The organism is Shewanella sp. VK101 (assembly GCF_056497865.1).
In genome coordinates this window covers 1,854,658-1,880,909 of the sequence record NZ_CM151402.1, presented here as the reverse complement: position 1 = coordinate 1,880,909, position 26,252 = coordinate 1,854,658, and the positions used below count along the sequence as shown (strand labels likewise).

The following is a 26,252-nucleotide window of genomic DNA, read 5'->3' as shown; positions in this document are numbered from 1 at the left end:
TGCAATTACTCCACTTCCACTATCATTGCCACACCCAGACCACCGGCCGCACAGGCGGTTGTCAGCCCCGTACCGCCACCGCGGCGTTTCAGTTCATTACACACTTGGGTGATCAAGCGAGTGCCCGTGGCCGCAAACGGATGGCCATAGGCCAGCGAGCCGCCGAGCACGTTGAACTTGCTCATATCGATTTCACCAATGGCGCGGCTCTGACCGAGTTTTTCCTCGGCAAACTTCTTCGAGGCAAACATCTTCATATTGGCCAAAGTCTGGGCGGCAAAGGCTTCATGCATCTCTATCAGGGTCAGATCTTCGAGCTGCATACCGGCGCGTTTCAGCGCCAGTGGCGTGGCGTAGGATGGCCCCATCAGCATGTCTTCCCAGACATCTATGGCGCTGAAGGCGTAGCTCTTGATATAGCCAATGGGGGTGTAACCCAGTGCCTTGGCTCGGCCTTCACTCATCAGGATCACCGCCGAGGCGCCATCGGTCAACGGGGTACTGTTGGCGGCGGTGACACTGCCGTGCTTGCGGTCGAATACGGGTCTGAGTTTGGCGTAAGACTCAAGGGACGAGTTGTCGCGGATATTGTTGTCACGCTCGATAAAACTCTTGTAGGGCGGCACATGGGCCACCATGACTTCATCCTTGAGCTTGCCTTCATTCCAGCTCTGGCTCGCCAGAGTATGAGAGCGGTGGGCCAGCGCGTCCTGATCGGCACGGCTGATGCCGTGGCTCTTGGCCATCTGCTCGGCGGTTTGCCCCATGGACAGGCCGGTGGAATATTCGGCCACAGCAGGCGGCACAGGCAAGAGATCTTTAAACCCCAGACGGCGAACTATGTTCCACTTCTGTCCCAGGGTACGGGCCTTATTGAGATCGACCAAGGCATGGGCCAACTTGCGGGACACCCCGATAGGCAGCACAGAGGAGGAGTCCGAGCCCCCGGCTATGCCTATTTCGATATTGCCCGTCATGATCGACTCGGCAATATTGACAGTGGACTGAAAACTGGTGGCACAGGCACGGGTAACACTGTAGGCATCTGTGTGCAAATTCATGCCGGTACCCAGGACAATTTCACGGGCAATATTGGGCGCTGCCGGCATCTGTACGACCTGGCCGTAGACAAGCTGCTCAATCAGCTTGGGGTCCAATTCACTGCGACTGAGCAGCTCATTGACCACCATCTTGCCCATATCCAGCGCCGACACGCCGTGAAACGCCGTCGCCTGTTTGGCGAACGGGGTACGCAGACCAGCCACTATGGCAATCCGCTCGCCCCTGGCATTGGTTACCTGTTGTCTGTCACTCATTTGTCACCCTCTTTACAGTGGCGCACGCCGAAAACTGGCCTTGACGCTGCGCTTTATTGTTTTTCCATAAGAGACCCGTACTGCCCTAAACAGGTCTGACCATTAAAAATGTGATCTGATTCTAACTTCTTGTTGGCCGGTTTTAAACACCTGTTTGTTTTTTTAACACTAGCCAAGGGCGCAGGGAATTCTTTACCATAACCGCTGTCTATAGTTGGGCCTTAAAATAAAACGAGTAGCATCATGCCTTTGAGTCGATTTCATGCACTGCGGACCTATCTGGATCAAGTGATCATAGGTCAGCCAATTTTGACCGAAAACCTGCTTATCGCTCTGATAGCCGATGGCCACCTGTTAGTGGAAGGACCACCGGGGCTAGCCAAGACACGGGCCGTTAAAGCGCTGTGTGATGGCATTGAGGGCGACTTTCACCGCATTCAGTTTACCCCGGACCTGCTGCCGGCCGATTTGACCGGCACCGACATCTATCGCGCCCAAACCGCGACCTTTGAATTTGAAGCCGGACCGATATTTCACAACCTTATTCTGGCGGATGAAATCAACCGCGCCCCGGCCAAGGTGCAGTCAGCCCTTTTGGAAGCCATGGCCGAAGGCCAGGTGACGGTGGGCAAGCACTCCTACAAGTTACCGCCGCTGTTTTTAGTGATGGCGACCCAAAACCCGCTGGAAAACGAGGGCACCTACCCGTTGCCGGAAGCCCAGCTTGACCGCTTCCTGATGCACCTGAACCTGGATTACCCGGAGGCAGACACTGAGCTTGAGATCCTGCGTTTGTCCCGCAGCGAAGCCAAGACCCACGGCATGGAGAAAGTCACTCCCATAGGCCAGCAGGAAGTGTTCCTCGCCCGGGAGCAAGCGCTGGAGCTGTATCTGGCCGAACCGCTGGAGCGTTATATTGTCGACTTGGTGATGGCGACCCGTCAGCCTCAGCGCTACAGCGACCAGCTTGCCAAGTGGCTGGAATACGGCGTCAGCCCGCGGGCGACCCAATCCATCGAGCGCTGCGCCCGCGCCCGCGCCTGGTTATATGAACGTGACTTTGTCTCCCCTGAAGATATTCAAGCCGTGGTGCCCAATGTACTGCGCCACCGTTTGCTGCTGAGTTATCAGGCGCAGGCCGAAGGGGTCAGCCGCGATCAGGTGATTGACCATGTGCTCAATCAGGTGGCCGTTCCCTGATGAAAGCCGCAACAACAGACTCTTCACTGCCACTGTTTGCCGACGGCCTCCACCTGTGTGAGGCCGAGCTGCTTGCCTGCCAGAATATCGCCCGCGCTCTGGGTGACAGGCAGGGAAAAGCCCGCGCGGCCATGGCCGGTCACAGAGCCAGCCTAGTCAAAGGCCGCGGCATGGAATTTGCCGAAGTGCGTCACTATCAACAGGGTGATGATGTCCGCACCATAGATTGGCGGGTCACCGCCCGCACCGGCAAGGCGCATACCAAGCTGTTTGTCGAGGAGCGCGAGCGCCCTATTCTGCTGTTGGTGGATATGAAGCACAGCCTCTATTTCGGCTCCCAGCTGCTATTGCAGTCGGTACAGGTGGCGCATCTGGCGGCGACCTTGGGCTGGAATGCCATCATGCAGGGCGACCGTCTCGGCGCGCTGGTGGTGGGCGATAGCGCCCACAGAGAGCTTAAGCCAAGAGCACGCAACCAGGGGATCCTGGCACTGATATCGGCGCTGGTGGCGGTACACAAGTCGCAGCTCGAAGCGCTGGACAGCCCCCATGAAGATGGTCAGGCGTTAATGCTCCAGGCCTGTCAGCGTCTGGCAAGACTGGCCAAACCCGGCTCCCTTATCTGGATAATCACAGACGGCAACGGTTTTGGCAGCGAATGTCAGCAGGCGCTGTCGGAACTCAAACGCCACTGCGAGCTGGCGGCCTTTGTGGTAACAGATCCCATGCGCCAAGGCACACTCGAGCTGCCGCGGCAGTTTGCCCTGCCGGTACGGGAGTCGGGCCGCAGCCTGATCCTGGATCGCAGCGGTTATGATGCCTGGCTCGGTCGTCAGCGCGCCAACCTGGCGCAGTTTGATACCCTGATGCAACAACTCAAGGTCCCGGTTCGCACTCTGGATGCCGGCCGGCGCCTCAATCAACAATTGACACTGTTAAGATGAATCCCAATCAAGCCAATCCGGCGCTGAGTGCGCTCAAGGATATTCAACTGCCGGCCGAGGTGCCCTTTTGGCCTCCGGCTCCCGGTATTTGGCTGCTGATGCTGCTGGCCTTGTTACTGCTTGGCGCCGCGGCATTCTTTGGCTATCGGCGCCTGCAGGCAACCAAGGCTCACAAGGCGGTGGCTCAAGCCGCCATGACTGAACTGACACAGCTGCAGGACCAGGACCCGGAGCTGCTATCCAAGATGAGCGCATTGTTGAAACGCACCGCCATCAGCTATGGTGAGCGCACCCAGGTGGCCGGACTCAGCGGTAAATCCTGGGCCGAGTATCTGGATAACGCACTGCCAGCCGAGCAGCGCGGTCGCTTCGCCTCTTTGCTCGAAAATCAATACCGCAGCCAACCGAGCGCTGCCCCCACCGAGTTGCGGGCGCTTTGTGTTTGCTGGCTCAAGCGCGCGCCCAAACACTTTGCCAAGGGAGGCAAGCCAAGATGCTGACCCTCTATTGGCCCTGGTTACTGCTGCTTATTCCCTTGCCGCTGCTGCTAGCCTATCGCCCCGCCGTCAACAGCGGCGGCCAACTGCAACTGCCCGGCGTCGATGCCCATGCCCGCGAGCAGCAACAAAGCAAACGCAGAGCGCCCTTGAGTCTCTGGCTGCTGTGGTGCCTGTTGCTGCTGGCCATCGCCCGGCCACAGTGGCTTGGCGATCCCATAGAGCTGCCCACCGAAGGGCGGGATCTGATGCTGGCGGTGGATCTCTCCGGCAGTATGCAGATTGAAGACATGGTGCTCGATGGCAAAGCGGTAGACAGATTCACCCTGATCCAGAAAGTGGTCAGCGACTTTATCGAGCGCCGCGCCGGCGATCGTATCGGCCTGATATTGTTTGCCGATGCCGCCTATCTGCAGGCTCCACTGACTCAGGACAGACGCTCTGTGGCTCAGTATCTCAAGGAAGCCCAAATCGGCCTGGTGGGCAAACAGACCGCCATTGGCGATGCCATTGCCCTGGCGGTAAAACGCTTCGATAAGGTGAAAGACAGCAACCGGGTGTTGGTGCTTTTGACCGACGGCTCCAACAATGCCGGCAGCATAGTGCCGGATCAGGCCGCCGCTATTGCCGCCAAGCGCGGCATCACCATCTACACCATAGGTGTGGGCGCCGATGTGATGGAGCGTCGCACCCTGTTTGGCCGTGAACGGGTCAACCCCTCGATGGATCTGGATGAAGCCCAGCTGCAACGGATAAGCGATGCCACCAAGGGGCGCTATTTCCGTGCCCGGAATACCGAAGAACTGGAACAGATCTATCAGGAAATCGACAAGCTGGAGCCCGTCAGCCGTGACGCCCTCAGTTACCGGCCGCAATCCGAGCTGTTTTACTGGCCGCTGGGACTGGCGCTGGCGCTAAGCGCACTATTGCAGCTGCAAAGCCTGTTGCTCAGCGTCTGGCCAGGGCGTTGGGGGAGGAAATCATGAGTTTGCACTTTATCCGTCCCGAATGGCTGTGGGCCTTAGTGCCTCTGGCATTGCTGTTAGTGCTGCAAAGTCGCCGTCAAGCGGGCCAATCTGACTGGGATCGTTATATTGCGCCGCATCTGGCGTCACTGCTGTTGACCCAAGGCAGCAAAAGCCGCCGAAACCGCCTGCCCTGGCTTGGTCTGGCCTGGTTAGTGGCAGTACTGGCCTTAAGCGGCCCGGCGCTTTACAAGAAACCCCTGCCGGTATTTGCCAGCAGCACAGGACGGGTGCTGGTGATGGATATGTCTTTATCCATGTATGCCACAGACGCCGCCGCCAACCGTTTGACCCAGGCCAGGTTCCGCGCCACGGATCTGCTGGAGCAACTCAATGAAGGGGAAACCGCCCTGCTGGCCTACGCGGGTGACGCCTTTGTCATCAGCCCCTTGACCCGGGATCGCAACACCCTGCTCAATCTGTTGCCAACCCTGAGCCCGGCCATCATGCCAGTGCGCGGCTCCAATTTGGCCGCAGCGCTGGAGAAAGCCAAGGAGCTGCTCAGCCAGGGCGGCCACCTGCAGGGCGATATCATCTTGATGACAGATGGCGTCGGTAGCCGTCAGCTCAATGCAGCCAAACAGGCGATTGAGGGCAGTCACTACCGCTTGGGCATTCTGGCGATAGGTTCATCCCAGGGTGCACCGATAAGGCTGCCGGATGGGCAACTGCTCAAGGACAGCCGAAATGAAGTGGTAGCACCGGCCACCGATTTTGGTCTGCTCAGCGAGCTGGCAAGTGCCGGGAACGGCATTTTGGTGCCCTACAGCAACGATGGCAAGGATCTGCAAACGCTGCAGCAGTGGCTCGCCACCAGCTCGGATGCCACAGAAACAGATCTTGCCGGCGATACCTGGGTCGACCTTGGCCCCTATCTGGCGCTCTTGCTGTTGTTGCCACTGCTCTTGAGCTTTCGCAGCGGCCTACCGGTGCTGTTGCTGCCCTTGAGTCTTGGCCTGCTTGTCAGCCCACCTAGCCAGGCAAGCGGCTGGGATGACCTTTGGCAAACCCGAGATCAGCAGGGAATGCAGGCATTCAAGCAAGAGGATTTTGCCACTGCCGCCGACAAGTTTGTTGACCCGGCCTGGCAAGGCAGCGCCCGCTACCGCGGCGGCGATTATCAAGGCGCGCTGCAAGCCTTCGAGCAAGATGACAGTGCCACAGGCTTATACAACCAAGGCAATGCCCTGATGCAGCTTGGCCAATATGAAGAAGCCATCAAGCGCTACAGTGACGCCCTGACACTAGTGCCCGATATGCAGGATGCCATTGACAATAAGGCGTTGGCGGAGTCCTTGCTAAAGCAGCGAGAGCAGCAACAAGATCAACAGAGCCAGGATAAGCAAGAGGATCAAAGCCAGCAGGATCAACAACAGAATTCTCAGTCCGGCAAGGATCAGAGTCAGGGCAGTCAGGACAGCGCCCAGGGTGACAACAGCCAGGGCCAAAACCAGGACAAAGAGCAAGGTCAAGACAGCCAAGCCGACCAGGGCTCAAGCAAGGACTCGCACCAGGGCTCAGATAAAGACGCTAACAAAGAGAATAGCGAGCCTTCCACTACCGACTCGCAGCAAAATGATGCTGACAATGCCACTGAGAAGGACGCCGAGAAGGACGCCAAAGGCGATCAGAACCCGCAAAATGCCGAGGATAACACTGGCGCAGGCTCTGAGCCTGAGATGCAGGCTTCATTGCCACAAGAGCAAGAGCCGCAAAATGAGTCAAGCGCAGCTGCAAGTCAAAACGGTGCAGCTAAGCAGGATGGTTCAGAGATTGATGCCGACAAGGCCAACTCGGCGAGCCTTGCCGAGCAACAAGAAGGGCCAAACGATGAGCAAAGCGATGAGCAGCCTAATGCACAAGTTGCCGCCTCGTCACTCGAGGACACCGAGCCCCTGCCCCCTGAAATGGAGCGGGCGCTGAAGGCATTGGTGGATGACCCGGCCACTTTGCTGCGCAACAAGATGCAACTCGAGTATCAAAAACGCCGCCAGCGCGGCGAGACACCCAAGGACAATGAACAGTGGTAACTAGACTTATTCCTCTATTGCTTCTGTGCCTACTGCCGCTCAAGGCACTGGCACTGACACAGCTTCAAGCCTCGGTCGATCGCAATCCCGTGACCGAGAGCGAGTACTTTATGCTGTCCGTGGTGGCAGATGATGAACTCGAAGCCCAGGCACTGGACACCTCGGCCCTATTGAAAGACTTTATCGTCGGCCGCACCAGCGTCAGTCGCAGTACCCAGATCATCAATTTTGATGCCCGCAAGGAAACCCGCTGGCAAGTGATGCTGGCCCCAAAAACCACCGGCCAGGTCACTATTCCGGCCCTGAGTATCGATGGCATCAGCAGCGATGCCATCGAATTGAAGGTGATGCCGGCAGGTAGTCGCCCCGAGGCGCAAAAAAACCTGTTCCTGCGTACCAGTATCTCGGCCAAGGAGGCCTATGTCGGCCAACTACTCACCTACAAGGTAAAACTCTTTCTGGCCGTTGAGCTGCAGCGTGGGGTGTTGTCGGCCCCCTCTATCAGCGGAGCCCAGATAAAACAGCTCGGCGAGGATAAAGAAAGCAGTGAAATCGTCAACGGCCGCCGTTTTCGGGTGATAGAGCGCAGCTACGGCATCATAGCCGATGAACCCGGCGAGCTGGCGATTTCCGGTGCCAACTTCTCTGGCGATGTGCTGGTCGATACCCCAAGACGGGGCATGTTCGCCTTTCAGGAAAGTCGCCCCATGCAGGCCCAGAGTGACAGCATGCTGGTCAGCATCAAGCCCATCCCGGCCGAATATCACGGCGACTGGCTGATATCGGATCTGGTGATGCTCAAAGAGGAATGGGACGACAAGCAGACTTTTGAAGTGGGTCGCCCTATTACCCGAAACCTGACACTGCTGGCATCCAATGCCGATGAAACCAGCCTACCGGAGCTTAAACTGAGCTTGCCGGACAATCTCAAGAGCTATCCGGAAAAGGCGCAGCGCAAGACCTTCGTTCGCGACAACCAACTGGTATCGCAACTGACCCAGACCATTGCCATAGTGCCCTCGAAGCCGGGGAGCTATACCCTGCCGGAGATCAAGGTGCCTTGGTGGAATCCGCATTTGAAACAGCAGGAGTTCGCCCTGCTACCGGCGCGTACTATCCAGGTGGCCCCCGCCGCCGATATGCCACAACCAACCATCAACCAACCTGCTCAGGAGCCCGGCAGCAGCGCAGGTTTCTGGCCTTGGTTGACGGCCCTGTTTGCGTCGCTGTGGCTGGCCACCTGTGTGTTGTGGCTAAAGGCGCGCAGGCAGCAAGCTCCGACCGCTCCGGCAACAGTGTTGCAAGCTCAAACAAGCCAAACCCAGCCGGGATTGAGCCAGGCTTGTCAGCAAGGGGACTTGAGCCAGGTGTTCAAGGCGTTGCAGCAGGAACTCAGTGATATCAAAGGCCATAGCGTCACACTCGATGAACTGCCTAAACTGGCCCCTGAGTTGGCCGCCGTGGTCGCCAAGATTCAGGCCAGCCGCTATGGCAGACAAAGCGGCGATCCCGGTCAGCATCTCCCGGCGCTGCTGCAGGCCTTTGAGCGCTTCAAGAGTCAGTACTCCAACGCCGCCGATGCGGCCTCAGTGCTGGCGCCGCTAAACCCTTAATCGACTGCTTCAGCCATAGCGTCTATTCGCTATGGCTGAGTGCCCGTCTGGGTATAGCCCGCCGTTACCATTTCCCCTCTCAGGCCTTTAACAGCAGACTTTTTCAACCAACTGTTTCCCTTCCTTTTCAACAGTGTGTTTACCCTTATCCCGATATTTCGGCCATCATTTTTACCGCCAAGCGTGCTGAAATCCAGGCTAAATCAGGCTTGCAACCAATTTTACACTCATGGTATTTGCCAGAATGCCCCCAAGGCCATTAAGCTTAGCGGCAACAAAAATAAAACAAGCATGGAAAATGTTCGATAGCTGGCGAAAGAAAAAGTCTGATGACGCGGTCATTTCTGACATGCTGAATAAACAAAGACGTTACGATAGCCTGGTCCGGGCGCTGCATACCGATATTTACCGCTACGCCTTCTGGCTTTGCGGCGACCGTCATGTGGCCGAAGATATCACCCAGGAAACTTTTCTCCGGGCTTGGCGCTCGCTGGATTCCTTGAAAGATGACAAGGCGGCCAAGGCTTGGTTAATCACGATTTTACGGCGGGAAAATGCCCGCCGCTTTGAGCGTAAACAGTTTGATTATGCCGATATCGGCGAAGAGCATTGGCAGGATCCCGGTTCCCAGAGCCAGGAAGATCATGCCGAACACTATCTGCTCAGGCGTCAAATCGCCCAATTGGAACCCGAGTATCGGGAGCCTTTGTTATTACAGCTGATAGCCGGATTCAGTGGCGATGAAATTGCCCAATTGCTGGATCTAAACCGAAATACTGTCATGACCCGCTTGTTTCGGGCCAGGAATCAGTTAAAAGAAGCACTGGAACACTCCAAGGTCAGAGGTCAATCCAATGGATGAGCTGAAGTTTCGCCGCCAGGCCTATGGCGACCCCAATAATCAGGATCCCGAGTTTCTCGAGGCCCTCAGCCAGAGCGAGGACAATCAGGCGTTTGTCGCCGAACTCAAGGCACTCGATGGCAAAATAAGTCAGGCGCTCAGAATTCCTGTGGCCGAAGATCTGAGCGAAAAACTGCTGCTGAAACAGCAGTTGGCCGTGCATCACGCCCAACGCAGACGCACCGGCTGGATGCTGGCGATGGCGGCCTCCGTCGCTTTTGTTGCCGGAGTCAGTTTCAGTCTCTGGCGCCAAGGGCCAGTGGATTTAGGACAACACGCCCTCGCCCATGTCCGCCATGAAACCATTGCCATGACCAGTGATGCCGATATCTCTTATCAGGCGGTCAATGCCAAGCTCGCATCGCTCAAGGGGTTGGGCAGTGCCAGATTCAACAGCCAACCGGGACGGGTGTTTTACAGCACCTTCTGCGATTTTCAGGGAATTGAGAGTATTCACCTGGTATTGGCCGGTGAACAAGGCAAGGTAACAGTGTTTATTGTGCCCCCTGAGCACAGGGTGATGCTGGCCGAGGCCTTTGCCGACAGCGAATACCGGGGAGAGGCGATAAAAACCGACTCAGCTTACCTGGTGTTGGTAGCCGAATATCCTCAGGACCTAGACGCTGTTAAAGAAGAAATAAAACAGAGCTTTATCTAAGGTATCGCAGTTCTTTGCTTGCCAAATCTCCCGGCGAACACTCGCCGGGACTGGTCAGATCTGCCTCACATAACCTGTCAACATTGGGCGCTTTGGCAAACTTTTGCTAGTATCCGCGCCAAACAACAACACAAAAGTGTAAACCAGCATGCATATTGAAACCCCGGTAATGATAACTTTTCTGGGCTATTTGGCTCTGATGATGGGGATAGGTCTTTGGGCCTACAAGGCGACCGATTCGGTCGATGACTATATTCTCGGCGGTCGCAAGATGGGCCCGGCCGTAACCGCTCTCAGTGTTGGCGCCTCCGACATGTCCGGTTGGCTGCTGCTGGGTTTGCCCGGCGCCGTCTATCTCGGCGGTCTGGGCGAAGCCTGGATGGGAATAGGCCTGTTACTGGGCGCCTGGCTTAACTGGCTTTTGGTGGCCAAACGCCTGCGGATCTATACCCAGATGGCTGACAATGCTCTCACGCTGCCGGACTTTTTTGAGAAGCGTTTCAACGATAAGGGCGGCCTCCTGAAACTGGTTTCCGCCGTCACCATATTACTGTTTTTCACCTTCTACGCCTCCTCCGGCATGGTGGGCGGCGCGGTGCTGTTCAGCAATGTCTTTGGCCTCGAGTACCTGACGGCGCTGCTGATAGGTTCCGCGGTGATAGTGGCCTATACCTTTGTCGGCGGCTTTTTTGCCGTCAGCTGGACAGACTTCTTCCAGGGTTGCTTGATGTTGATAGCCCTGTTGATAGTCCCGGTCAGCATGTTTACCCATCCAGAGAGTCACAAGAGCCTGGATGCCCTGGACCCGGCTATGCTGTCGTTATGGAGCGATAAGCTGACCCTGATAGGCCTGCTGTCGGCTCTGGCCTGGGGGCTGGGGTACTTTGGACAGCCCCATATTCTGTCGCGCTTTATGGCGATTAACAGTGTCAAGGATCTGCCGGTTTCGCGCCGCATCGCCATGAGCTGGATGTTTGTCTCCCTGATCGGCGCCCTGGCGACTGGCATTGCCGGCGCGCTCTATTTTGCCGACGAGCCGCTCAAGAATCCGGAAACTGTGTTTATCCATCTGACTCAAGTCGCCTTTAACCCCTGGATTGGTGGTCTGCTTATCGCCGCTATCTTGTCGGCCATCATGAGCACCATAGACTCGCAACTGCTGGTGTGTTCCAGCGTGATCACCGAAGATTTCTACCGTAAGTGGCTCAGGCCCGAGGCTTCAAGCAAGGAGCTGATGTTGGTCGGTCGTATCGGCGTGTTGGCCATTGCCATTATCTCAGTGGTTGTTGCCCTGGATCGGGAAGCAAGCATACTGGGTCTGGTGAGCTATGCCTGGGCCGGTTTCGGTGCCGCCTTCGGCCCTGTAGTGATCCTGTCGCTGTTTTGGCGTGGCTACAGCCGCAACGGCGCCATTGCCACCATCCTAGTTGGCGGCTTGACAGTAATCATCTGGAAGCAATTGGAAAGCGGTATCTTCGCCCTCTATGAAATATTGCCTGGATTCATTCTGGCCACCCTGGCCGGGGTTGTAGTGAGCCGTTTGTCGCCGCCATCCGAGGCTACACAGACACAATTCAGTCGCTTCGAACAGAGCCTCTAAGCTCGTAAATTCAGCTTTCAATTGCCTGCCCTGGCGTTTGGCGTACACTTGTACGCCAAACTCACCGCCAGTTTGTAATTTATTGTTTCACCCGATTTTACAGCTTAGCAACACACGGGCTTGTCATCTTCAACCAGCCACTATTCAGCTATTGCTGCTTTTCCGGCTCGGCCTGCATTTTGAAGTTCATCGCACGTTCGCAGCACATTCGCAGAAATTAACCAAAATATTACAAAATTTCACATCTGGTCGGAGTTGTTGGCGCTATGGGGCGTCCATAAGATGCACTGGACTAATAAGCGGGTGTCTGTGGGGTATTAGAGACTGACAGCCAACCTGCAAACATAAAAGAGAAGATAATAATGAAGTATTTCAACAAGACTCTTATCGCGGTTTCAGTAGCGCTGGTCAGTGGCCAGACCCTGGCAGCCGGTTTCCAGCTCAACAGCCAATCAGCCACAGGTATCGGCCGCGCCTTTGCCGGTGATGCCGTGATTGCAGACAACGCATCCGTGTTATCCCGTAACCCGGCCGCCATGGCACTGTTTGACAGCAAGGCGCTGTCCATGGGCCTGACCTACGCCGATATCGATGTTGATGTTAAAGACATCAAGCTGGCCAACGGTATGGGCAGCAGCTATGGCAGCGAGCACGATGCCGCCGATGCCAAGGTGATCCCCAACTTCTACTATATCCAACCATTGAGTGACAAATGGGCCTTCGGGGTTGCTGCTTTCAGTAACTTCGGTACAGGTACAGATACCAGTGCACTGGCCAACAACATGATAGATCTGCCTTCTGCGCCGGGGTTGCCACCCAAGATGGTTGCGCCTGTGGACCTCCTGGGTAACACAGAAGTCACCACCATCAACCTCAACGGTAGCCTTTCCTACCGAGTCAACGAGTACCTGAGTCTGGGTGCCGGCCTGGACATAATTTACGGCCAGGGCAAACTGACCCGTAACGGCAACCTGCCGCTGGGTCCCAATGGCGAGTTGGTACATACGGATCTGGTGAATGTTGACGCCGATGGCTGGGCTATCGGTGGTATTGTTGGTGCGGTATTTGAGCTGGACAAGAACAACCGCTGGGGCGTGAGCTACCGAATCAGTCCTGAGTTTGATGCCGAAGGTGATATCAGCACATTCAGCACTCAGGCTGGTGCCATGGTTGAATTTGACAAGATAACCATTCCACTGCCAGACATCTTCCAGATTGCCGGTTTCCATCAAATCACCGAAAAGTTTGCCCTGCACTACACAGCGCAGCTGTCTACCTGGGGTGACTTTGACCAGATCACAGTGAAAGACGGCAGCATTGGCGGCGCCGTAGCAGTGCCAGATTCAGCGCTGAAGCACTACAAGTGGGATGACTCCTGGCTGTTCAGCGTAGGAGCCACCTATCAAGTGTCCGACAAGTGGACGGTTCGCGCCGGTTTCATGCACGACAAAGGCGTAGTGGATAGCCTGAGCTCCATCTCCATCCCGGATTCGGATCGTAACTGGTATACCGCAGGTGCCAGCTACCAGCTGAGCCCCAACTCTGCCATCGACATGGGCGTTGCCTTTGTTCGTGGCCAGGATGTCACTGTACTGGAAGAGAGTGCCGTATTGGCGCCACTCGAGCCAATCGGCGGTAACTATATCACTGCCGGTACCCGCTCCAACGCTGTGTACTACTCAGTACAGTACAGCTACCAATTCTGAGCCAAGGCTCCAACGAGTTTAAGCTGACAAGGCCGCCCTTCTGGGCGGCCTTTTTGTTGATTAACAGCAAGTTATTCAGGCAGTATTCAAGCTTACAGATGCATTCTCGCCAAGGCTTGGTTATCTTATGGAAGATGTAAATTGCGCTGCTTCGGCTGGCTTACTGGGCCGGATATAAGGCGTACTTCATATCTTCCCTATGTCACAAAAGGATTTCGAAATGAGTAAAAATTATTCTCTGGCGGCCCTGTTGCTTGGGGGTTTTATTTGCGCCGGTTTACTGCTGCTTGGCACCAGTATTGGAAACAGCCTGCTGGCAATGAAAGGTATGGAGCGAACCGTGGCGGTCAAAGGTCTGGCTGAGCGCGAGGTCAAGGCCAACGTCGCCATCTGGCCGATTCGCTTCAATGAGGTGGATAATGATCTCAACACCTTGTATCAGACGGTGCAACAAAAGACAGATAAAGTGACGGCCTTTCTTGAACAGCAAGGTTTCAACAAGGATGAAATCTCTGTCTCTCTGCCTTCCATCGAAGACAGGCAAGCCCAGGGTTATGTCGATCCCAATGTTAAGTATCGCTATGCCGCCCGGGTAACAGTGTCGCTTTATACTCACCAGGTGGATCTGCTGCTTGAGAGCCGTAACAAGCTGCTGGCCCTGGCCAAAGAAGGTATAGCCATCGCCAGTCAGGACTATGACAGTCGCACCGAATTCCTGTTTACCGAACTCAACAGTATCAAGCCGGCCATGGTGCAGGAGGCTACCCAAAATGCCCGTGAAGTGGCCGAGAAGTTTGCCAAAGATTCAGACTCGGTACTTGGGAAGATCAAACAAGCCAGCCAGGGCACCTTCACCATTTCCGATCGCGACAGTAATACGCCTTACATCAAGAAGGTGCGAATCGTCTCTACCCTCACCTACTATCTCAACGACTGAACTTTTGAAGCGCAAACCTGAAACGGATTTTTCAATATAAACAGGTGGCCAAGGCCGCCTGTTTTCGTATCTGTATTTTGGCTGTGTATATTCTGGCCTGGGTATTCAAGGTTTAGTCAGTTACTCAAGCCACCTCTTATTTAATCATATTTTTCTAATAATAGTTGCAGGCGACCACCTTATTCATTAGAATTTTCTCATAGATGTTTTTTTGAGAACAGTTCCATGCCCAGAATAACGCCAGTATTGACCCTGTTACTGCCCGCGCTGCTGCTCATTCAACCCGTTAAGGCAGCCGAGCCGGCCACAGTGACTGTCCGCCAGACAGAGCACTCCCAATTGCTGACCCTGGATGGCAGGCTCGAGGCGGTCAAGGCCGCAACCGTGTCGGCCCAAACCTCGGGACGGATCCTCAAGCTTTACTTTGATGTCAACGACCGAGTCCCCGCCGGGGCGGCGCTGCTTGAGATCACCAGTGAAGAGCAAGGCGCGTCCCTGGCGGCGGCCGAGGCGGAATACGCCAGAGCCAGAGCCTTGGATACCGAAGCGCAACTGACGCTCAAGCGCTATCAGGAACTGTTTCCCAAGGGCGCGATTTCCCGCGGCCAAATGGATCAGGCCATAGCCAATGCCAAGTCAGCCTCCCAAGCGGCCAGCGCCGCCAAAGCGAGGATCATTCAGGCAAAGGAATCACTGAAATACACAGTCGTCAGCGCACCATATGCTGGCATAGTCACGGCCAGGCATGTGGAAGAGGGAGAAACAGTCGCTCCCGGTCAACCGCTCCTGTCCGGTTTTGCCGACGATGAGATGCGGGTGGTGATGCAGCTGCCGCAGCGTTTTCTTCAGGCCGCCAAAGCCACAGAAAAGATGACGGTTATCCTAGCCGATGGCCGCAGTTTTGACGTCACTACCCCCAAGGTCTTTGGTTTCAGTGATGAGCAGAGCCGCGCCTTTCAGGTGAGACTGCCACTGCCGGCCAACACAGGCGATCTGCTGCCCGGCAGTTTCGTTAAGGTGCGCTTTACCATAGACAAGCGCCAGGAGATAGTACTGCCCAAAGAAGCACTTTACAGCGTCAATGAGCTGTCGGCCGTCTACCTCAAGCGCGGCGACAACTTTGTCCTGCAACAGGTACGTCTGGGTGATGTGCGTGACGATGGCGTGACCATACTGGCAGGACTCGAAGCCGGAGACATAGTCGCCGCCAACGCCTATCAGTTGCTGCTCAAGCAGCGCCAGGCCAAGTAAGGGGAACTCATGGCTAATCACAGCGAAAATAACACCGGCATCTCCGGCCGCATTGCCGCCAGTTTCCAGCTCAGTGCCATTACGCCGCTTCTGGCCTTGCTGGGCTTGTTGCTGGGGATGTTTGCCATTATGGTCACTCCCAAGGAGGAAGAACCTCAGATAGATGTGACCTTTGCCGATGTATTTATCCCCTTCCCCGGTGCCACACCGACCGAAGTCGAGCAGTTGGTTACCCTGCCGGCAGAAGAGGTGATCTCGCAGATAAAAGGCATAGATACCCTCTACTCCTTCTCGCAGCCCGATGGCGCGATGATCATCGTCATCTTTGAGGTGGGCGTGCCCCGTAACGAGGCGATAGTCAAACTCTACAACCAGATCTATTCCAACCTGGACAAGCTGCCCAGAGCCGCGGGAGTGGGCGATCCCTTGATAAAACCCATGGGCATAGACGATGTGCCCATTGTCAGCCTGACTCTCTGGTCAGAGGAGCCCGGTGTCTCTGCTCAGCAACTGACTCATGTGGCCCATGGGCTCGAAACCGAACTCAAGCGCATTCCCGGCACCCGAGATGTCGAGTCCATGGGATCCCATGAGTTGGTGCTCAATGTGCGCATCAATCCGGCCCAAATGAGTTTTTATGGTGTCAGCTTCGATGCCATCAACCGGGAGCTCGGCGCCAACAATACGGTCTCCATGCCCGTGTCTCTGGTGCAGGATAACCAGGAGATCAAGGTGCAGACCGGCCAGTTCCTGCGTTCGCTGGAGGATGTGCAGCAACTGGTGGTCGCGGTGCACAATGACAGCCAAGGCAAGGCCGCTCCTGTATTCCTCAGTGATATTGCCGATATCAGCCTCAAGGCCGACGTTCCCCTCTATGGCGCCTGGCATCAAAACGGTCACAGCGCCGAAGCAGAAGCTAAAGGCGTCTTTCCGGCAGTGACCATAGCCATAGGCAAACAACCGGGTGAAAACGCCGTGGATGTGGCCGATGCTATCCTTACCAAGGTGGAAAAGAGCCGTAACCTGCTTATTCCGGACAATGTCAATGTCACTGTGTCACGCAACTATGGCGTAACGGCGGCAGATAAGTCCAACACTCTGATCTTCAAGTTGATCTTTGCAACCGCCGCTGTGGTTATCCTGGTGGTGTTCACCATGGGAATGCGCGAGGCACTGGTGGTAGGTGTGGCGATTGTCATTACCCTGGCGATTACCCTTTTCGCCTCCTGGGCCTGGGGCTTTACCCTCAACCGGGTATCCCTGTTTGCGCTGATCTTCTCCATAGGTATTTTGGTGGACGATGCCATCGTCGTGGTGGAAAACATCCACCGTCATATGGCCATGGGCAAACGCAGCCTGAGTGAACTCATTCCCGCCGCCGTGGATGAAGTGGGTGGCCCCACGATTCTGGCGACCTTTACCGTTATTGCGGCATTGCTGCCGATGGCCTTTGTCTCGGGGCTGATGGGCCCCTATATGAGCCCTATTCCCATCAACGCCAGCATGGGCATGTTGATCTCCCTGGCTGTGGCCTTTGTGGTCACCCCCTGGCTCAGCCACAAACTGCTCAGGCACAATGGTGGCGAGGGGCACAGCGACAATGCCAACCCTGTGATGCTCAGGCTGTTTACCCGGCTTATCAAGCCATTCCTCGAGAGCCGCAAGGCCCGTGTAGGCATGGCCGCCGGCGTGTTTGTGCTGATAGGCATGGCCGTGGCCCTGCCAGTCGGCCAATTGGTGGTGCTCAAGATGCTGCCCTTCGACAACAAGAGCGAATTCCAGGTGATGGTGGATATGCCGGAAGGCACGCCGGTGGAGCAGACGGAAAAAGTCCTCAAGGCCTTGTCAGATTATCTGGTGACTGTACCCGAAGTGCAGCATCTGCAGCTCTACGCCGGCACCCATGCCCCGATCAACTTCAACGGCCTGGTCAGGCATTACTTTGTTCGCAACAGTCAGGAGCTTGGCGATATTCAGGTCAATCTCAGTGACAAGAAACACAGGGACAGAGACAGCCACAGCATAGCCCTGGCAGTACGTGGCCCGCTGCAGCAAATCGCCCAAGGCTTCAACGCCAATGTCAAAGTGGTGGAAGTGCCCCCCGGCCCACCTGTGTGGTCGCCGATTGTGGCCGAGGTCTATGGCCCCAGCCAGGATATTCGCCAGCAGGCGGCCAGAGAGCTGCAGTCCCTGTTCCAGGCGACCGAGGATGTGGTGGATATCGATATCTTCCTGCCAGCGGCACAACAGAAATGGCAGGTGCTTATCGATCGCAGCAAGGCCAGTCTGCTGGGCGTGCCCTACGCCAACATAGTGGATCTGGTGGCCACCGCTGTCGGCGGCAAGGATATCAATGTACTGCACAAACCGATGCAGAAACGCCCTGTGCCGATCCGACTGGAACTGCCGGAGGCCGACAAACTGGATCTGACCTCAGTGCTCAACCTGCGCCTCGACAGCCTCCATGGCGGCACTGTGCCCGTGGCCGAATTGGTGACAATCCGCAAGGGGCAGATAGACGCGCCCATCATTCACAAGAACATGATCCCGATGATCATGGTGATTGCCGACATGGCCGGGCCGCTCGACAGCCCACTGTACGGTATGTTTGAAATGGCGGCGGATATTGACTCAGAAGGTGGCCTTGGCTTCAACCAGCATTATTTCAGCCAACCCGATGGTCTGGATGCCATCAGCGTACTCTGGGATGGCGAGTGGAAGATCACCTATGAAACCTTCCGTGATATGGGCCTGGCCTATGGGGTCGGCATGATTGCCATCTATCTCCTGGTGGTGGCCCACTTCCGTTCCTATCTGGTACCGCTGATCATTATGGCGCCTATCCCCTTGACCATTATCGGGGTCATGCCGGGACACGCCTTACTCGGCGCCCAGTTCACCGCCACCTCCATGATAGGCATGATAGCGCTGGCGGGGATCATAGTACGTAACTCCATACTCCTGGTGGACTTTATCAACCAGGAAACCGCTGCCGGAGTGCCATTTGAACAGGCGGTCATTCACTCAGGCGCCGTGCGGGCCAAACCTATTATGCTCACCGCCCTGGCGGCCATGATAGGCGCCATGTTTATTCTGGATGACCCGATCTTCAACGGTCTGGCCATCAGTCTTATCTTCGGGATCCTGCTCTCCACCCTGCTGACGCTGGTGGTGATCCCGGTACTTTACTATGCCCTGATGCGCAAGCGCATCGACTCAGTGATCAACCAGGCCCAGGCGGCCAAAGGAGCTTAAAATGTCTGTAGAACGTGCCACTATGGCCTTTGCCGGATTTATGGTGATGTTGTCATTACTGTTAACCGCCACTGTCCATCACAATTTTGTATGGCTAACTCTGTTTGTTGGCGCTAACCTGTTTCAGAGTGCTTTTACCGGCTTTTGTCCTGCCAGCATGCTGATGCGTAAATTCGGTATGAAAACGGAGGCTGAACAGGCCAAGGCCCACTGAATAAGGAATGCAAGTGAAGATAATAACCCGTACCCAGCGCCAATTCCTGTGGCTGACCACTCTGCTGTTTGCTGTACTGCTGAGCCTCAGCGCTCGCGCCGAGCAGATGGTTCCCGAGGTGGCACTGACCAAGGTCGCCCAGGGCGCCATGCTGGTGGATGTCAGAACCCCGGAGGAATATGCAGAGGGACATCTGCCAGAGGCGGTTAATATCCCCTTTGAACAGATAGCCGAAGCCTTTGCCAAACAGGGCATTGCCAAGGACACCCCGGTAGTTGTTTACTGCCGTAGCGGTCGCCGCTCAGGTATTGCCAAAGAGTCGCTGGAAAAAGCCGGTTATCAGGAAGTCTACAATGGTGGCGGCTATGATAGCCTCAAGGCCAGCGCCGGCAACTAGCTGACCAGATAACCATTAAGTACTGCGCCACTCATGCAACCGGGCCCACTCAAGTGGGCCTTTTTACGAAACAAGCAGCACAAAGAATTAACAAGAAACCAAAAAACCAAGATGACGTGCAAGTGTCAAATCTGCACACTCAGTCAAAAAGTTGCCTTTACCCCATACTAAAGTCTCCTTTTCGCAACGATTATTCTTCAGAATAATTACTTATGCAAAATTAGAATAAGAGACGCCATTAAATTTATAAATCAATCAATTATATCTTTCACGTATCTCAGGGCTCAATCAAACCTCACATAGAGTCTTATTCAAACCCGGCAAAATTTCATGCACCCGCCACTGATACATTTAGTAACAGCAAACATCTAAAATGAATTTTTATTCACAAAAAGTGAAATACAATCAATCCGAAATAGAACGCCATTCCGTTAACATTTGTTTTACATGACTTTTTCATAGCGGTAGATTGCAAATGGGTCATTTCAGTGAATGCTGAAGTGCCCGAGGACAATAAACCAAGATCTGTTACACGGAAGACAAGTATGAAAAAAATAACAAATAAACAGCTGGCCCTGAGTCTGTCCATGCTGGCCCTGGCAGTCTCTGCCGGTGTTCATGGCGCACCTTTCAAGCCTCAAACCAATGATCTGTCACAGCAGTCGCCCCTGCCCAAGCGCTATATCGTTAAGTTCAAGGACAACAACGGCCTGCAAACCATGAGTGGCCAAAGCGAACTGAATCAGGTATTCGGCCAGCACAGAGCGCTTAACGGCGTTAAGGCTCGCGAAATGAAGCGCATTGGTCGCAGCCACAGCTACAGCGTCAAGTTGGATAACCCCGGACTCAAGGCGCTGCGTGCCCGCACCGATGTGGAGTATGTTGAAGAAGATATGCCCCGCCGCTTATTGAGTGAAACCACGCCCTGGGGTCAAACCTATGTCGGCGCGACTCAATTGGCCGATAACCTCAGCGGTAATCGCACCATATGTATCATAGACTCCGGCTATGATCGTGCTCACCAGGATCTCAGTGGCAACAATGTCACAGGTACCAACAACTCGGGCACCGGAAACTGGTTCGAGCCGGGCAATAACAATGCCCACGGAACCCACGTTGCCGGCACCATAGCCGCCATCGCCAACAATGAAGGCGTGGTTGGGGTGATGCCGAATCAGAACGCCAATATCCATGTGATCAAGGTATTCAACGAGTCAGGTTGGGGTTACTCCTCTTCACTAGTATCCGCCGTGGATACCTGTGTCGACAATGGCGCCAATGTGGTCACCATGAGCCTGGGTGGCTCAGGATCCAGCACCACTGAGCGCAATGCCATGACCAACCACTTTAACAATGGCGTGCTCTTGATTGCTGCGGCCGGTAACGATGGCAACAACACCCACAGCTACCCGGCTTCCTATGATGCGGTAATGTCGGTGGCCTCGGTCGACAGCAACAAAGACCATTCGGCCTTCTCCCAGTACACCAATCAGGTCGAAATCTCCGGCCCGGGTGAAGCAATCCTCTCAACCGTGACTCGCGGCGAAGGACGTCTGGCTGATATTGTCATTGCCGGTCAGTCGCTGTTTGCCGAAGGCGTGGTGCCTCACAACCGCTTTGTACCATCGGGAAGCAACTATGTGCCCTCGCCCATCAGCGCCAGTGCCAGCGGCGAACTGGCCGAGTGTGACACCAGCGGCGGCAACTACAACTGCGGCAACATGACAGGCAAAGTCTGTTTGGTGCAGCGTCTAGAAAACCAAGGTGCCGGTTATCCCGAGATCAATGCGGTTCGCGCCTGTAACAACGCCGGTGCGGCAGCGACTATTGTCTACTCCAACAGCGATCTGCCCGGACTGCAAAACCCCTTCCTGGTGGACTCAAACACTGAATTGACCAAGGCATCTGTGTCTGTAGACCGTGAAACCGGTCTGGCGCTGCGTAACCAAATCGGTCAGCAGGCCAGTGTATCCAACACCACCGGCGAAGATTATGAGTACTACAACGGTACTTCCATGGCGACGCCACACGTATCCGGCGTCGCAACTCTGGTATGGAGCTATCACACTGAGTGTAGTGCCGCCCAGGTGCGTCAGGCACTGAAAGCCACCGCCGAAGATCTGGATGTCCCCGGTCGTGACGATCGCACCGGCTATGGTCTGGTCAATGCCGTGGCCGCCAAGGAATATCTGGATGCCTCCTGTAATGGCCCGAGTGATCCCGGCACACCAAGCGATGGTCAGTTGGAAAACGGTGTGGCAGTCAACAACCTTAGTGGTGCCAAAGACGATGAACTGCACTTCTTCCTCGATGTGCCTGCCGGCGCTTCCAACCTCAGCTTCAACCTGAGTGGCGGCACAGGTGACGCCGACCTTTACATGCAGTACGGCGCGGCTCCAACCACCAGCAGCTTTGATTGTCGCCCCTGGAAAGGCGGCAACACTGAAAGCTGTTCGGTCAACAGCCCTCAAGCCGGTACTTACTATGTGATGGTTCGCGGTTACAGCAGCTTCAGCGGTGCCAGCCTGGTGGCTAGCTACACAGGCTCAAGCAGCACCAATCCAGGTGGCGGCGCAGCGAGCTACACCAATGGTGATAATGCCAATATTCCCGACAACAACAGCACAGGCATTACCAGCCCCATCAGTGTCAGCCGCAGCGGTGATTCGGGTGTGGTCACTGTAGATGTCAGCATAGTGCACCCTTACATTGGCGATCTGCAGGTTGAACTGCACAGCCCCAATGGCCAGATTGCCGTGCTGCACGACAACACAGGCAAAGGCACCGACAATATCAACCAGAGCTATTCGGTCGATATGACAGGTGTCGAGTCCAGTGGTACCTGGTTGCTCAAGGCCGTCGACTCGGGTCGCCGTGACGTAGGCTACATCGACAGCTGGTCACTGCACTTTAAATAATCTCTCTTTCAAGGGGCCGCTACGGCCCCTTTTTCCTCTCTCTATGGTTTCCCTTGGCTGAAGAGCTGCCGGACTGTTTGACGCAACTTTTTCAACCTTTTTGCAAGGCATTTGAAAAGCTTCTCGATTATACTGGCGCCGCTTTTATAACACCAGCTACCAAGGCCCATTCATGACAGCTTCCAATTCCCCTCAAGCCAACAAAGATCCCCTGCACGGCTTGACCCTCAAGGCGATACTCACAGAGATGGTGGAGCAGTACGGCTTTGATGGCCTGGCACAAAGGATAAAAGTGCGTTGCTTCAGCCATGATCCCAGCATTAAATCGAGCCTGACCTTTTTGCGAAAGACCCAATGGGCCAGGGAAAAACTGGAACGCCTCTATCTGACCAGTAAGGGCTTGCCCATTCCGCCTCACCTGCTGGGCAGTTCAACCCCGGCCACAAGGCAAAAGCCAGCCAAACAAACCTGTGCCGACAAGCCTCAAACCAATGCCCATATCTGGGGTAAAAAGAGCGACTAGGCAGATACTGATACAACACGCAACCCGCTATATTTTTAACCAATTTTGCCTTAAAGCTGCTAAAGTTCTTCCCCTTGCAGCCGATAAGTCGTTATCGACTATCAGCACGAACAGATGCCGCCAAGGAGTTTAATGATGAACATTGCAGGCTTAGGTCAAATCGCCACTCAGGGAACCGGTCCCCGCAACCTGAGTGAAGTCACAGTGGCCGACAAAGACGCAGCCAAGGAAAGCGCTGCCACAAGTTCGGACAGCCAGGATAAAGTGAATATCTCTTCTGCCGGTCGCAAGGCGCTGGCGGATGATATAGGTGGTCAGCTGTATAGGAACAATTCGGAGCAAACCTCAGAAGCGCAGAAAGCCGCCGAGGAAGATACCTCGGATATGTCTGAAATTGACAAGAAGATTAAAGAGCTGCAGGACAAGCTCAAGGAGTTGCAGCAGCAGCTACAGCAACTGAATGGTGATGATTCTGAAGCGGCCGAGATAGAGCGTAAGTTGCTGCAGGATCAGATTGCCGCCGTCAGTGGTCAGTTGGTCGCCCTGCTCAACGAGAAAGCCCGCCAGGACAAGAACGCCGCCACTGAGGGCTGATGCCGCTCAGATGGGCATGCTGAACACCAGGCGCCAGATCTCCAGCCCATCACCACTACGGTAACTGATCCCCAATCTGTCTATGCCAAGCACTGGCTTGGCAAGGGCCAGGGTGGCCCCCAGCTCAACACTGCCGGACACCAAGGTATCCTGGTTGAGATCGCCGGCAAACTGTAACTGGTCAAAATACCAATAACCCAAAGCAAACACCCTGGGCTGCATCTGTAACCCCTGCCAGGACCAGTGATAAGGCAAGCCGATATCCACTCCGGTTTGCAATACGGAAAAGCTCTGGCTGATGCTGAACGCCCGTTCACTGTAGGCGGCAAATTTCAGTCGGGTCACCCACAGAGAATCTGCCTGCCACAGCTCAAAATGACGTAAGCCACTGATGCCGGCTGCCATGATGGCGACATTACCGCCTTGGTCGAAATTACTGCCAAAACCGAGATCGCCATAGGCCTCCATGCGCCAGTTTTCATCCAGACGCCAACGCTTTTCAAAGCCTGGGGTCACGGTCAGGGTACCAACACTGGAAGGCAATTCGAACTCACCGGCATCTTCAAGGCTATAGTTGAAAAAGCCTACAGAGATGGGCAGGCGCAGCAAGAACTCCGAGTCCTCACTCTGCTCCAGCGTAAAGTCCAGCGGTAAGCTGATGACGGTAGCATCCTGTTCGGACGCGCGATAGACCCCGCTGCCCAGATAGCTGCCAAAAGCATAGTGGGAGTTGTCCGGCGGCCGGGCGTGGCCGGGGGACTCTTGGGCAAGGATTGGGGCTGCAAGCAGCAAAAGCCCCAGGGAAGACACACTCAATAAACCAACTTGGGTTGATGCTTTCCCCGGTGACTTCATCTTTGCCGACTCAGTCCTGATGACCTTCGGTGAAATGATACTCAGACATCATATGGCCAAGCTCAGTAGACTTGGTCTTGAGGTAGGCTTCGTTGTAACGGTTTTTGCCCACCTGCAGCGGCACCCGCTCGACAACTTCCATGCCGACATCTTTCATCGCCTGCACCTTGCGCGGATTATTGGTCATCAACCTAACCTTGTGAACGCCAATTTTTTCCAGCATGGGCGCAATCATATCGTACTTGCGCATATCGGCCGGAAAGCCCAGACGCTCGTTGGCTTCCACTGTATTGGCGCCATCGTCCTGCAACTCGTAGGCTCGAATTTTGTTCAACAGCCCTATGCCACGACCTTCCTGACGCAGGTAGAGAATAAAGCCCTGACCGGCTTCGGCGACATTTTGCATCGCGGTCTGCAGTTGAAAGCCGCAGTCGCAGCGCAGGCTGAACAGGGCATCTCCGGTGAGACATTCCGAATGGATCCGTCCCAGCATGGGTTTATCGGCTTGGAGCTCACCAAAAGTCAGCGCCACGTGCTCTTTACCGGTTTCGGTATCCTCGAAACCATGCATGGCAAACACCCCCCAAGGGGTTGGCAATTTGGCGGTGGCGATAAATTTAATAGACATGAATTAACCTTAACGACTGCTCTCATTCCCTGAGACGGTTAACATCCCTCAAAATCAAGATAATAGTGAAGCGTGCTCAGTACTCAGGCCGGTCATTTTATGCGTTTTTACCACCGACCGGAATACCCAAGTAAATTCATTGGTTATTATCTGCTGTCACGGCGGCAGTTAAAATGCCTTGGGTGCAAACCCGGTAACGGCAGTAATACCCATTTCTCTGCCCAGCGCTGTCATGGGATGCACAACGACCAAACCCCGGACAGACTTCTTGAGTTTGCCCATGTCGGCCTGTTCGGCTTTGGTGAGTTCGCGGCTAAAAGGCAGATCGCGAATAGACTGTCCCTGCTTGCCAAGCTGCCGACTCTGCTGGCCCTTGATGGCTGCAATCCTCTTGTTGACGGCGGCGATTTCCCGCTGAAACTGGGCAATGATAGGACCATCGCCACGTTGCTCTGCGGCGGCCAATTTACGGCGATACTGATCCAGCTTATCGTTGAGCTGTTGCAGCTCCTGCTTCAAATTCATTCTGTTACCTTACAAAATCCCGGCACCCTGAGAATGGACGGCCTGGTTGCCGTAAATGTGCCGGACAGAAGTATAACAGCAACTCAAGCCCAGGTGACGGGGTTTTTTAGCAGGGAAAAGCAATTGTGTTAACCAGTTTTCACTTTTGTACTTACTGAGGGTCGTTGAGCAGATGTATCACCTGGTTGGCCGAACCACGAAACTTCAGCGACGGATCCGCTTGCTCCTGCACGAATTTGCCATCCACCAACACATGAATAAGCCCGAGCAATTCCCGCTGCGCCGGACTGAGTTCATCGAGACGATAACCAGTCCAGAGCCAGACATCCTTTCCAGGGCATTCGTCCCGCACCCGCAGCAGTAAGGCCTTGATGGCGTCAAGATTGCCCGGAAACAGTGGGTCACCACCTGAAAGTGACAAGCCCCTTCTCGGGATCCGGCTGTCATTGAGATCGGCAATGATCCTGTCAGACATCGCCTGGTCGAAAGGATGCCCGGAGCGGGGATCCCAGGTTGACTGGTTATAACAACCCCGGCACTGATGTTCACAACCGGAGACAAACAGGGTTACCCGGGTGCCCGGTCCATTGACCACATCCACGGGGTAATACTGATGATAGTTCATAGCTATATCCACAAGGCGCCCCGAGGGGCGCCTATAAAAC

The 26,252-nt window shown here is 55.2% G+C and carries 23 protein-coding genes; 18 read left to right on the top strand and 5 right to left on the bottom strand.

Annotated elements, in window-relative coordinates; translation table 11 throughout:
* Nucleotides 1-5: 5 nt before the first annotated feature.
* Nucleotides 6-1,316: an acetyl-CoA C-acyltransferase FadI gene (gene fadI, locus ACSHSR_RS08480; protein WP_045282694.1), complete on the bottom strand. Its 1,311-nt coding sequence runs from the start codon at nt 1,314-1,316 to the stop codon at nt 6-8.
* 243 nt (nt 1,317-1,559) lie between these two features.
* Here fadI and ACSHSR_RS08475 point away from each other — a divergent pair, with 243 nt between their 5' ends.
* The 18 genes from ACSHSR_RS08475 to ACSHSR_RS08390 all read left to right on the top strand — a co-directional run bounded on the left by ACSHSR_RS08475 (nt 1,560) and on the right by ACSHSR_RS08390 (nt 23,579).
* Nucleotides 1,560-2,516 (top strand): AAA family ATPase, encoded by a 957-nt coding sequence (locus tag ACSHSR_RS08475; RefSeq protein WP_028780795.1) that lies wholly within the window; start codon nt 1,560-1,562, stop codon nt 2,514-2,516.
* Entirely contained in the window at nt 2,516-3,460 is a 945-nt protein-coding gene (locus ACSHSR_RS08470; protein WP_096142674.1) for a DUF58 domain-containing protein, read from the top strand. Before ACSHSR_RS08475 ends, ACSHSR_RS08470 begins: the two co-directional genes overlap by 1 nt.
* Complete coding sequence (locus ACSHSR_RS08465; RefSeq protein WP_025011132.1) at nt 3,457-3,960, top strand: DUF4381 domain-containing protein; 504 nt, start codon at nt 3,457-3,459, stop codon at nt 3,958-3,960. Before ACSHSR_RS08470 ends, ACSHSR_RS08465 begins: the two co-directional genes overlap by 4 nt.
* Nucleotides 3,954-4,943 carry a vWA domain-containing protein gene (locus tag ACSHSR_RS08460; RefSeq protein WP_025887175.1) on the top strand — a complete coding sequence of 330 codons (990 nt, stop codon included), beginning with the start codon at nt 3,954-3,956 and terminating at the stop codon, nt 4,941-4,943. Before ACSHSR_RS08465 ends, ACSHSR_RS08460 begins: the two co-directional genes overlap by 7 nt.
* On the top strand, nt 4,940-7,012 hold the full coding sequence (locus ACSHSR_RS08455; protein WP_479631409.1) for a vWA domain-containing protein: 2,073 nt from the start codon (nt 4,940-4,942) through the stop codon (nt 7,010-7,012). The genes ACSHSR_RS08460 and ACSHSR_RS08455 overlap by 4 nt, the downstream gene beginning before the upstream one ends.
* Nucleotides 7,006-8,625, top strand: a complete 1,620-nt coding sequence (locus ACSHSR_RS08450; protein ID WP_208159940.1) for a BatD family protein — start codon at nt 7,006-7,008, stop codon at nt 8,623-8,625. Before ACSHSR_RS08455 ends, ACSHSR_RS08450 begins: the two co-directional genes overlap by 7 nt.
* A gap of 298 nt (nt 8,626-8,923) precedes the next feature.
* The gene (locus ACSHSR_RS08445) at nt 8,924-9,487 is read left to right on the top strand and encodes a sigma-70 family RNA polymerase sigma factor (RefSeq protein ID WP_025011133.1); all 564 of its coding nucleotides are present in this window, start codon (nt 8,924-8,926) and stop codon (nt 9,485-9,487) included.
* Nucleotides 9,480-10,184 (top strand): DUF3379 domain-containing protein, encoded by a 705-nt coding sequence (locus ACSHSR_RS08440; protein WP_093983403.1) that lies wholly within the window; start codon nt 9,480-9,482, stop codon nt 10,182-10,184. Before ACSHSR_RS08445 ends, ACSHSR_RS08440 begins: the two co-directional genes overlap by 8 nt.
* 148 nt (nt 10,185-10,332) lie before the next feature.
* Nucleotides 10,333-11,784 (top strand): sodium/proline symporter PutP, encoded by a 1,452-nt coding sequence (putP, locus tag ACSHSR_RS08435; protein ID WP_219014672.1) that lies wholly within the window; start codon nt 10,333-10,335, stop codon nt 11,782-11,784.
* A gap of 362 nt (nt 11,785-12,146) precedes the next feature.
* Nucleotides 12,147-13,490 carry an OmpP1/FadL family transporter gene (locus tag ACSHSR_RS08430; protein WP_107005401.1) on the top strand — a complete coding sequence of 448 codons (1,344 nt, stop codon included), beginning with the start codon at nt 12,147-12,149 and terminating at the stop codon, nt 13,488-13,490.
* 220 nt (nt 13,491-13,710) lie between these two features.
* On the top strand, nt 13,711-14,427 hold the full coding sequence (locus tag ACSHSR_RS08425) for an SIMPL domain-containing protein (protein ID WP_028780787.1): 717 nt from the start codon (nt 13,711-13,713) through the stop codon (nt 14,425-14,427).
* A 225-nt stretch (nt 14,428-14,652) separates the two neighbouring features.
* Nucleotides 14,653-15,678: an efflux RND transporter periplasmic adaptor subunit gene (locus ACSHSR_RS08420; RefSeq protein ID WP_335922322.1), complete on the top strand. Its 1,026-nt coding sequence runs from the start codon at nt 14,653-14,655 to the stop codon at nt 15,676-15,678.
* Nucleotides 15,679-15,687: 9 nt separating this feature from the next.
* On the top strand, nt 15,688-18,933 hold the full coding sequence (locus ACSHSR_RS08415; protein WP_479631408.1) for an efflux RND transporter permease subunit: 3,246 nt from the start codon (nt 15,688-15,690) through the stop codon (nt 18,931-18,933).
* Nucleotide 18,934: 1 nt separating this feature from the next.
* On the top strand, nt 18,935-19,147 hold the full coding sequence (locus ACSHSR_RS08410) for a YgaP family membrane protein (RefSeq protein WP_025011137.1): 213 nt from the start codon (nt 18,935-18,937) through the stop codon (nt 19,145-19,147).
* Between the two features lie 76 nt (nt 19,148-19,223).
* Nucleotides 19,224-19,544: a rhodanese-like domain-containing protein gene (locus ACSHSR_RS08405; protein ID WP_231473597.1), complete on the top strand. Its 321-nt coding sequence runs from the start codon at nt 19,224-19,226 to the stop codon at nt 19,542-19,544.
* Nucleotides 19,545-20,089: 545 nt separating this feature from the next.
* Nucleotides 20,090-22,462, top strand: a complete 2,373-nt coding sequence (locus ACSHSR_RS08400) for a S8 family serine peptidase (RefSeq protein ID WP_159353061.1) — start codon at nt 20,090-20,092, stop codon at nt 22,460-22,462.
* A gap of 172 nt (nt 22,463-22,634) precedes the next feature.
* Entirely contained in the window at nt 22,635-22,985 is a 351-nt protein-coding gene (locus ACSHSR_RS08395) for a VF530 family protein (protein WP_025887170.1), read from the top strand.
* A gap of 132 nt (nt 22,986-23,117) precedes the next feature.
* Nucleotides 23,118-23,579 carry a hypothetical protein gene (locus tag ACSHSR_RS08390; RefSeq protein WP_025887169.1) on the top strand — a complete coding sequence of 154 codons (462 nt, stop codon included), beginning with the start codon at nt 23,118-23,120 and terminating at the stop codon, nt 23,577-23,579.
* 6 nt (nt 23,580-23,585) lie between these two features.
* On the opposite strand, the gene ACSHSR_RS08385 is transcribed toward ACSHSR_RS08390, so the two are convergent.
* From ACSHSR_RS08385 to nrdG, 4 genes are all read right to left on the bottom strand, one after another.
* Nucleotides 23,586-24,434 (bottom strand): hypothetical protein, encoded by an 849-nt coding sequence (locus ACSHSR_RS08385; RefSeq protein ID WP_037466902.1) that lies wholly within the window; start codon nt 24,432-24,434, stop codon nt 23,586-23,588.
* A 10-nt stretch (nt 24,435-24,444) separates the two neighbouring features.
* Nucleotides 24,445-25,062 carry a GTP cyclohydrolase II gene (gene ribA / locus ACSHSR_RS08380; protein ID WP_025011143.1) on the bottom strand — a complete coding sequence of 206 codons (618 nt, stop codon included), beginning with the start codon at nt 25,060-25,062 and terminating at the stop codon, nt 24,445-24,447.
* Nucleotides 25,063-25,230: 168 nt separating this feature from the next.
* Complete coding sequence (locus ACSHSR_RS08375) at nt 25,231-25,587, bottom strand: YibL family ribosome-associated protein (RefSeq protein WP_025011144.1); 357 nt, start codon at nt 25,585-25,587, stop codon at nt 25,231-25,233.
* Between the two features lie 151 nt (nt 25,588-25,738).
* Nucleotides 25,739-26,212 (bottom strand): anaerobic ribonucleoside-triphosphate reductase-activating protein, encoded by a 474-nt coding sequence (gene nrdG, locus ACSHSR_RS08370; RefSeq protein WP_025011145.1) that lies wholly within the window; start codon nt 26,210-26,212, stop codon nt 25,739-25,741.
* Nucleotides 26,213-26,252: the final 40 nt, after the last annotated feature.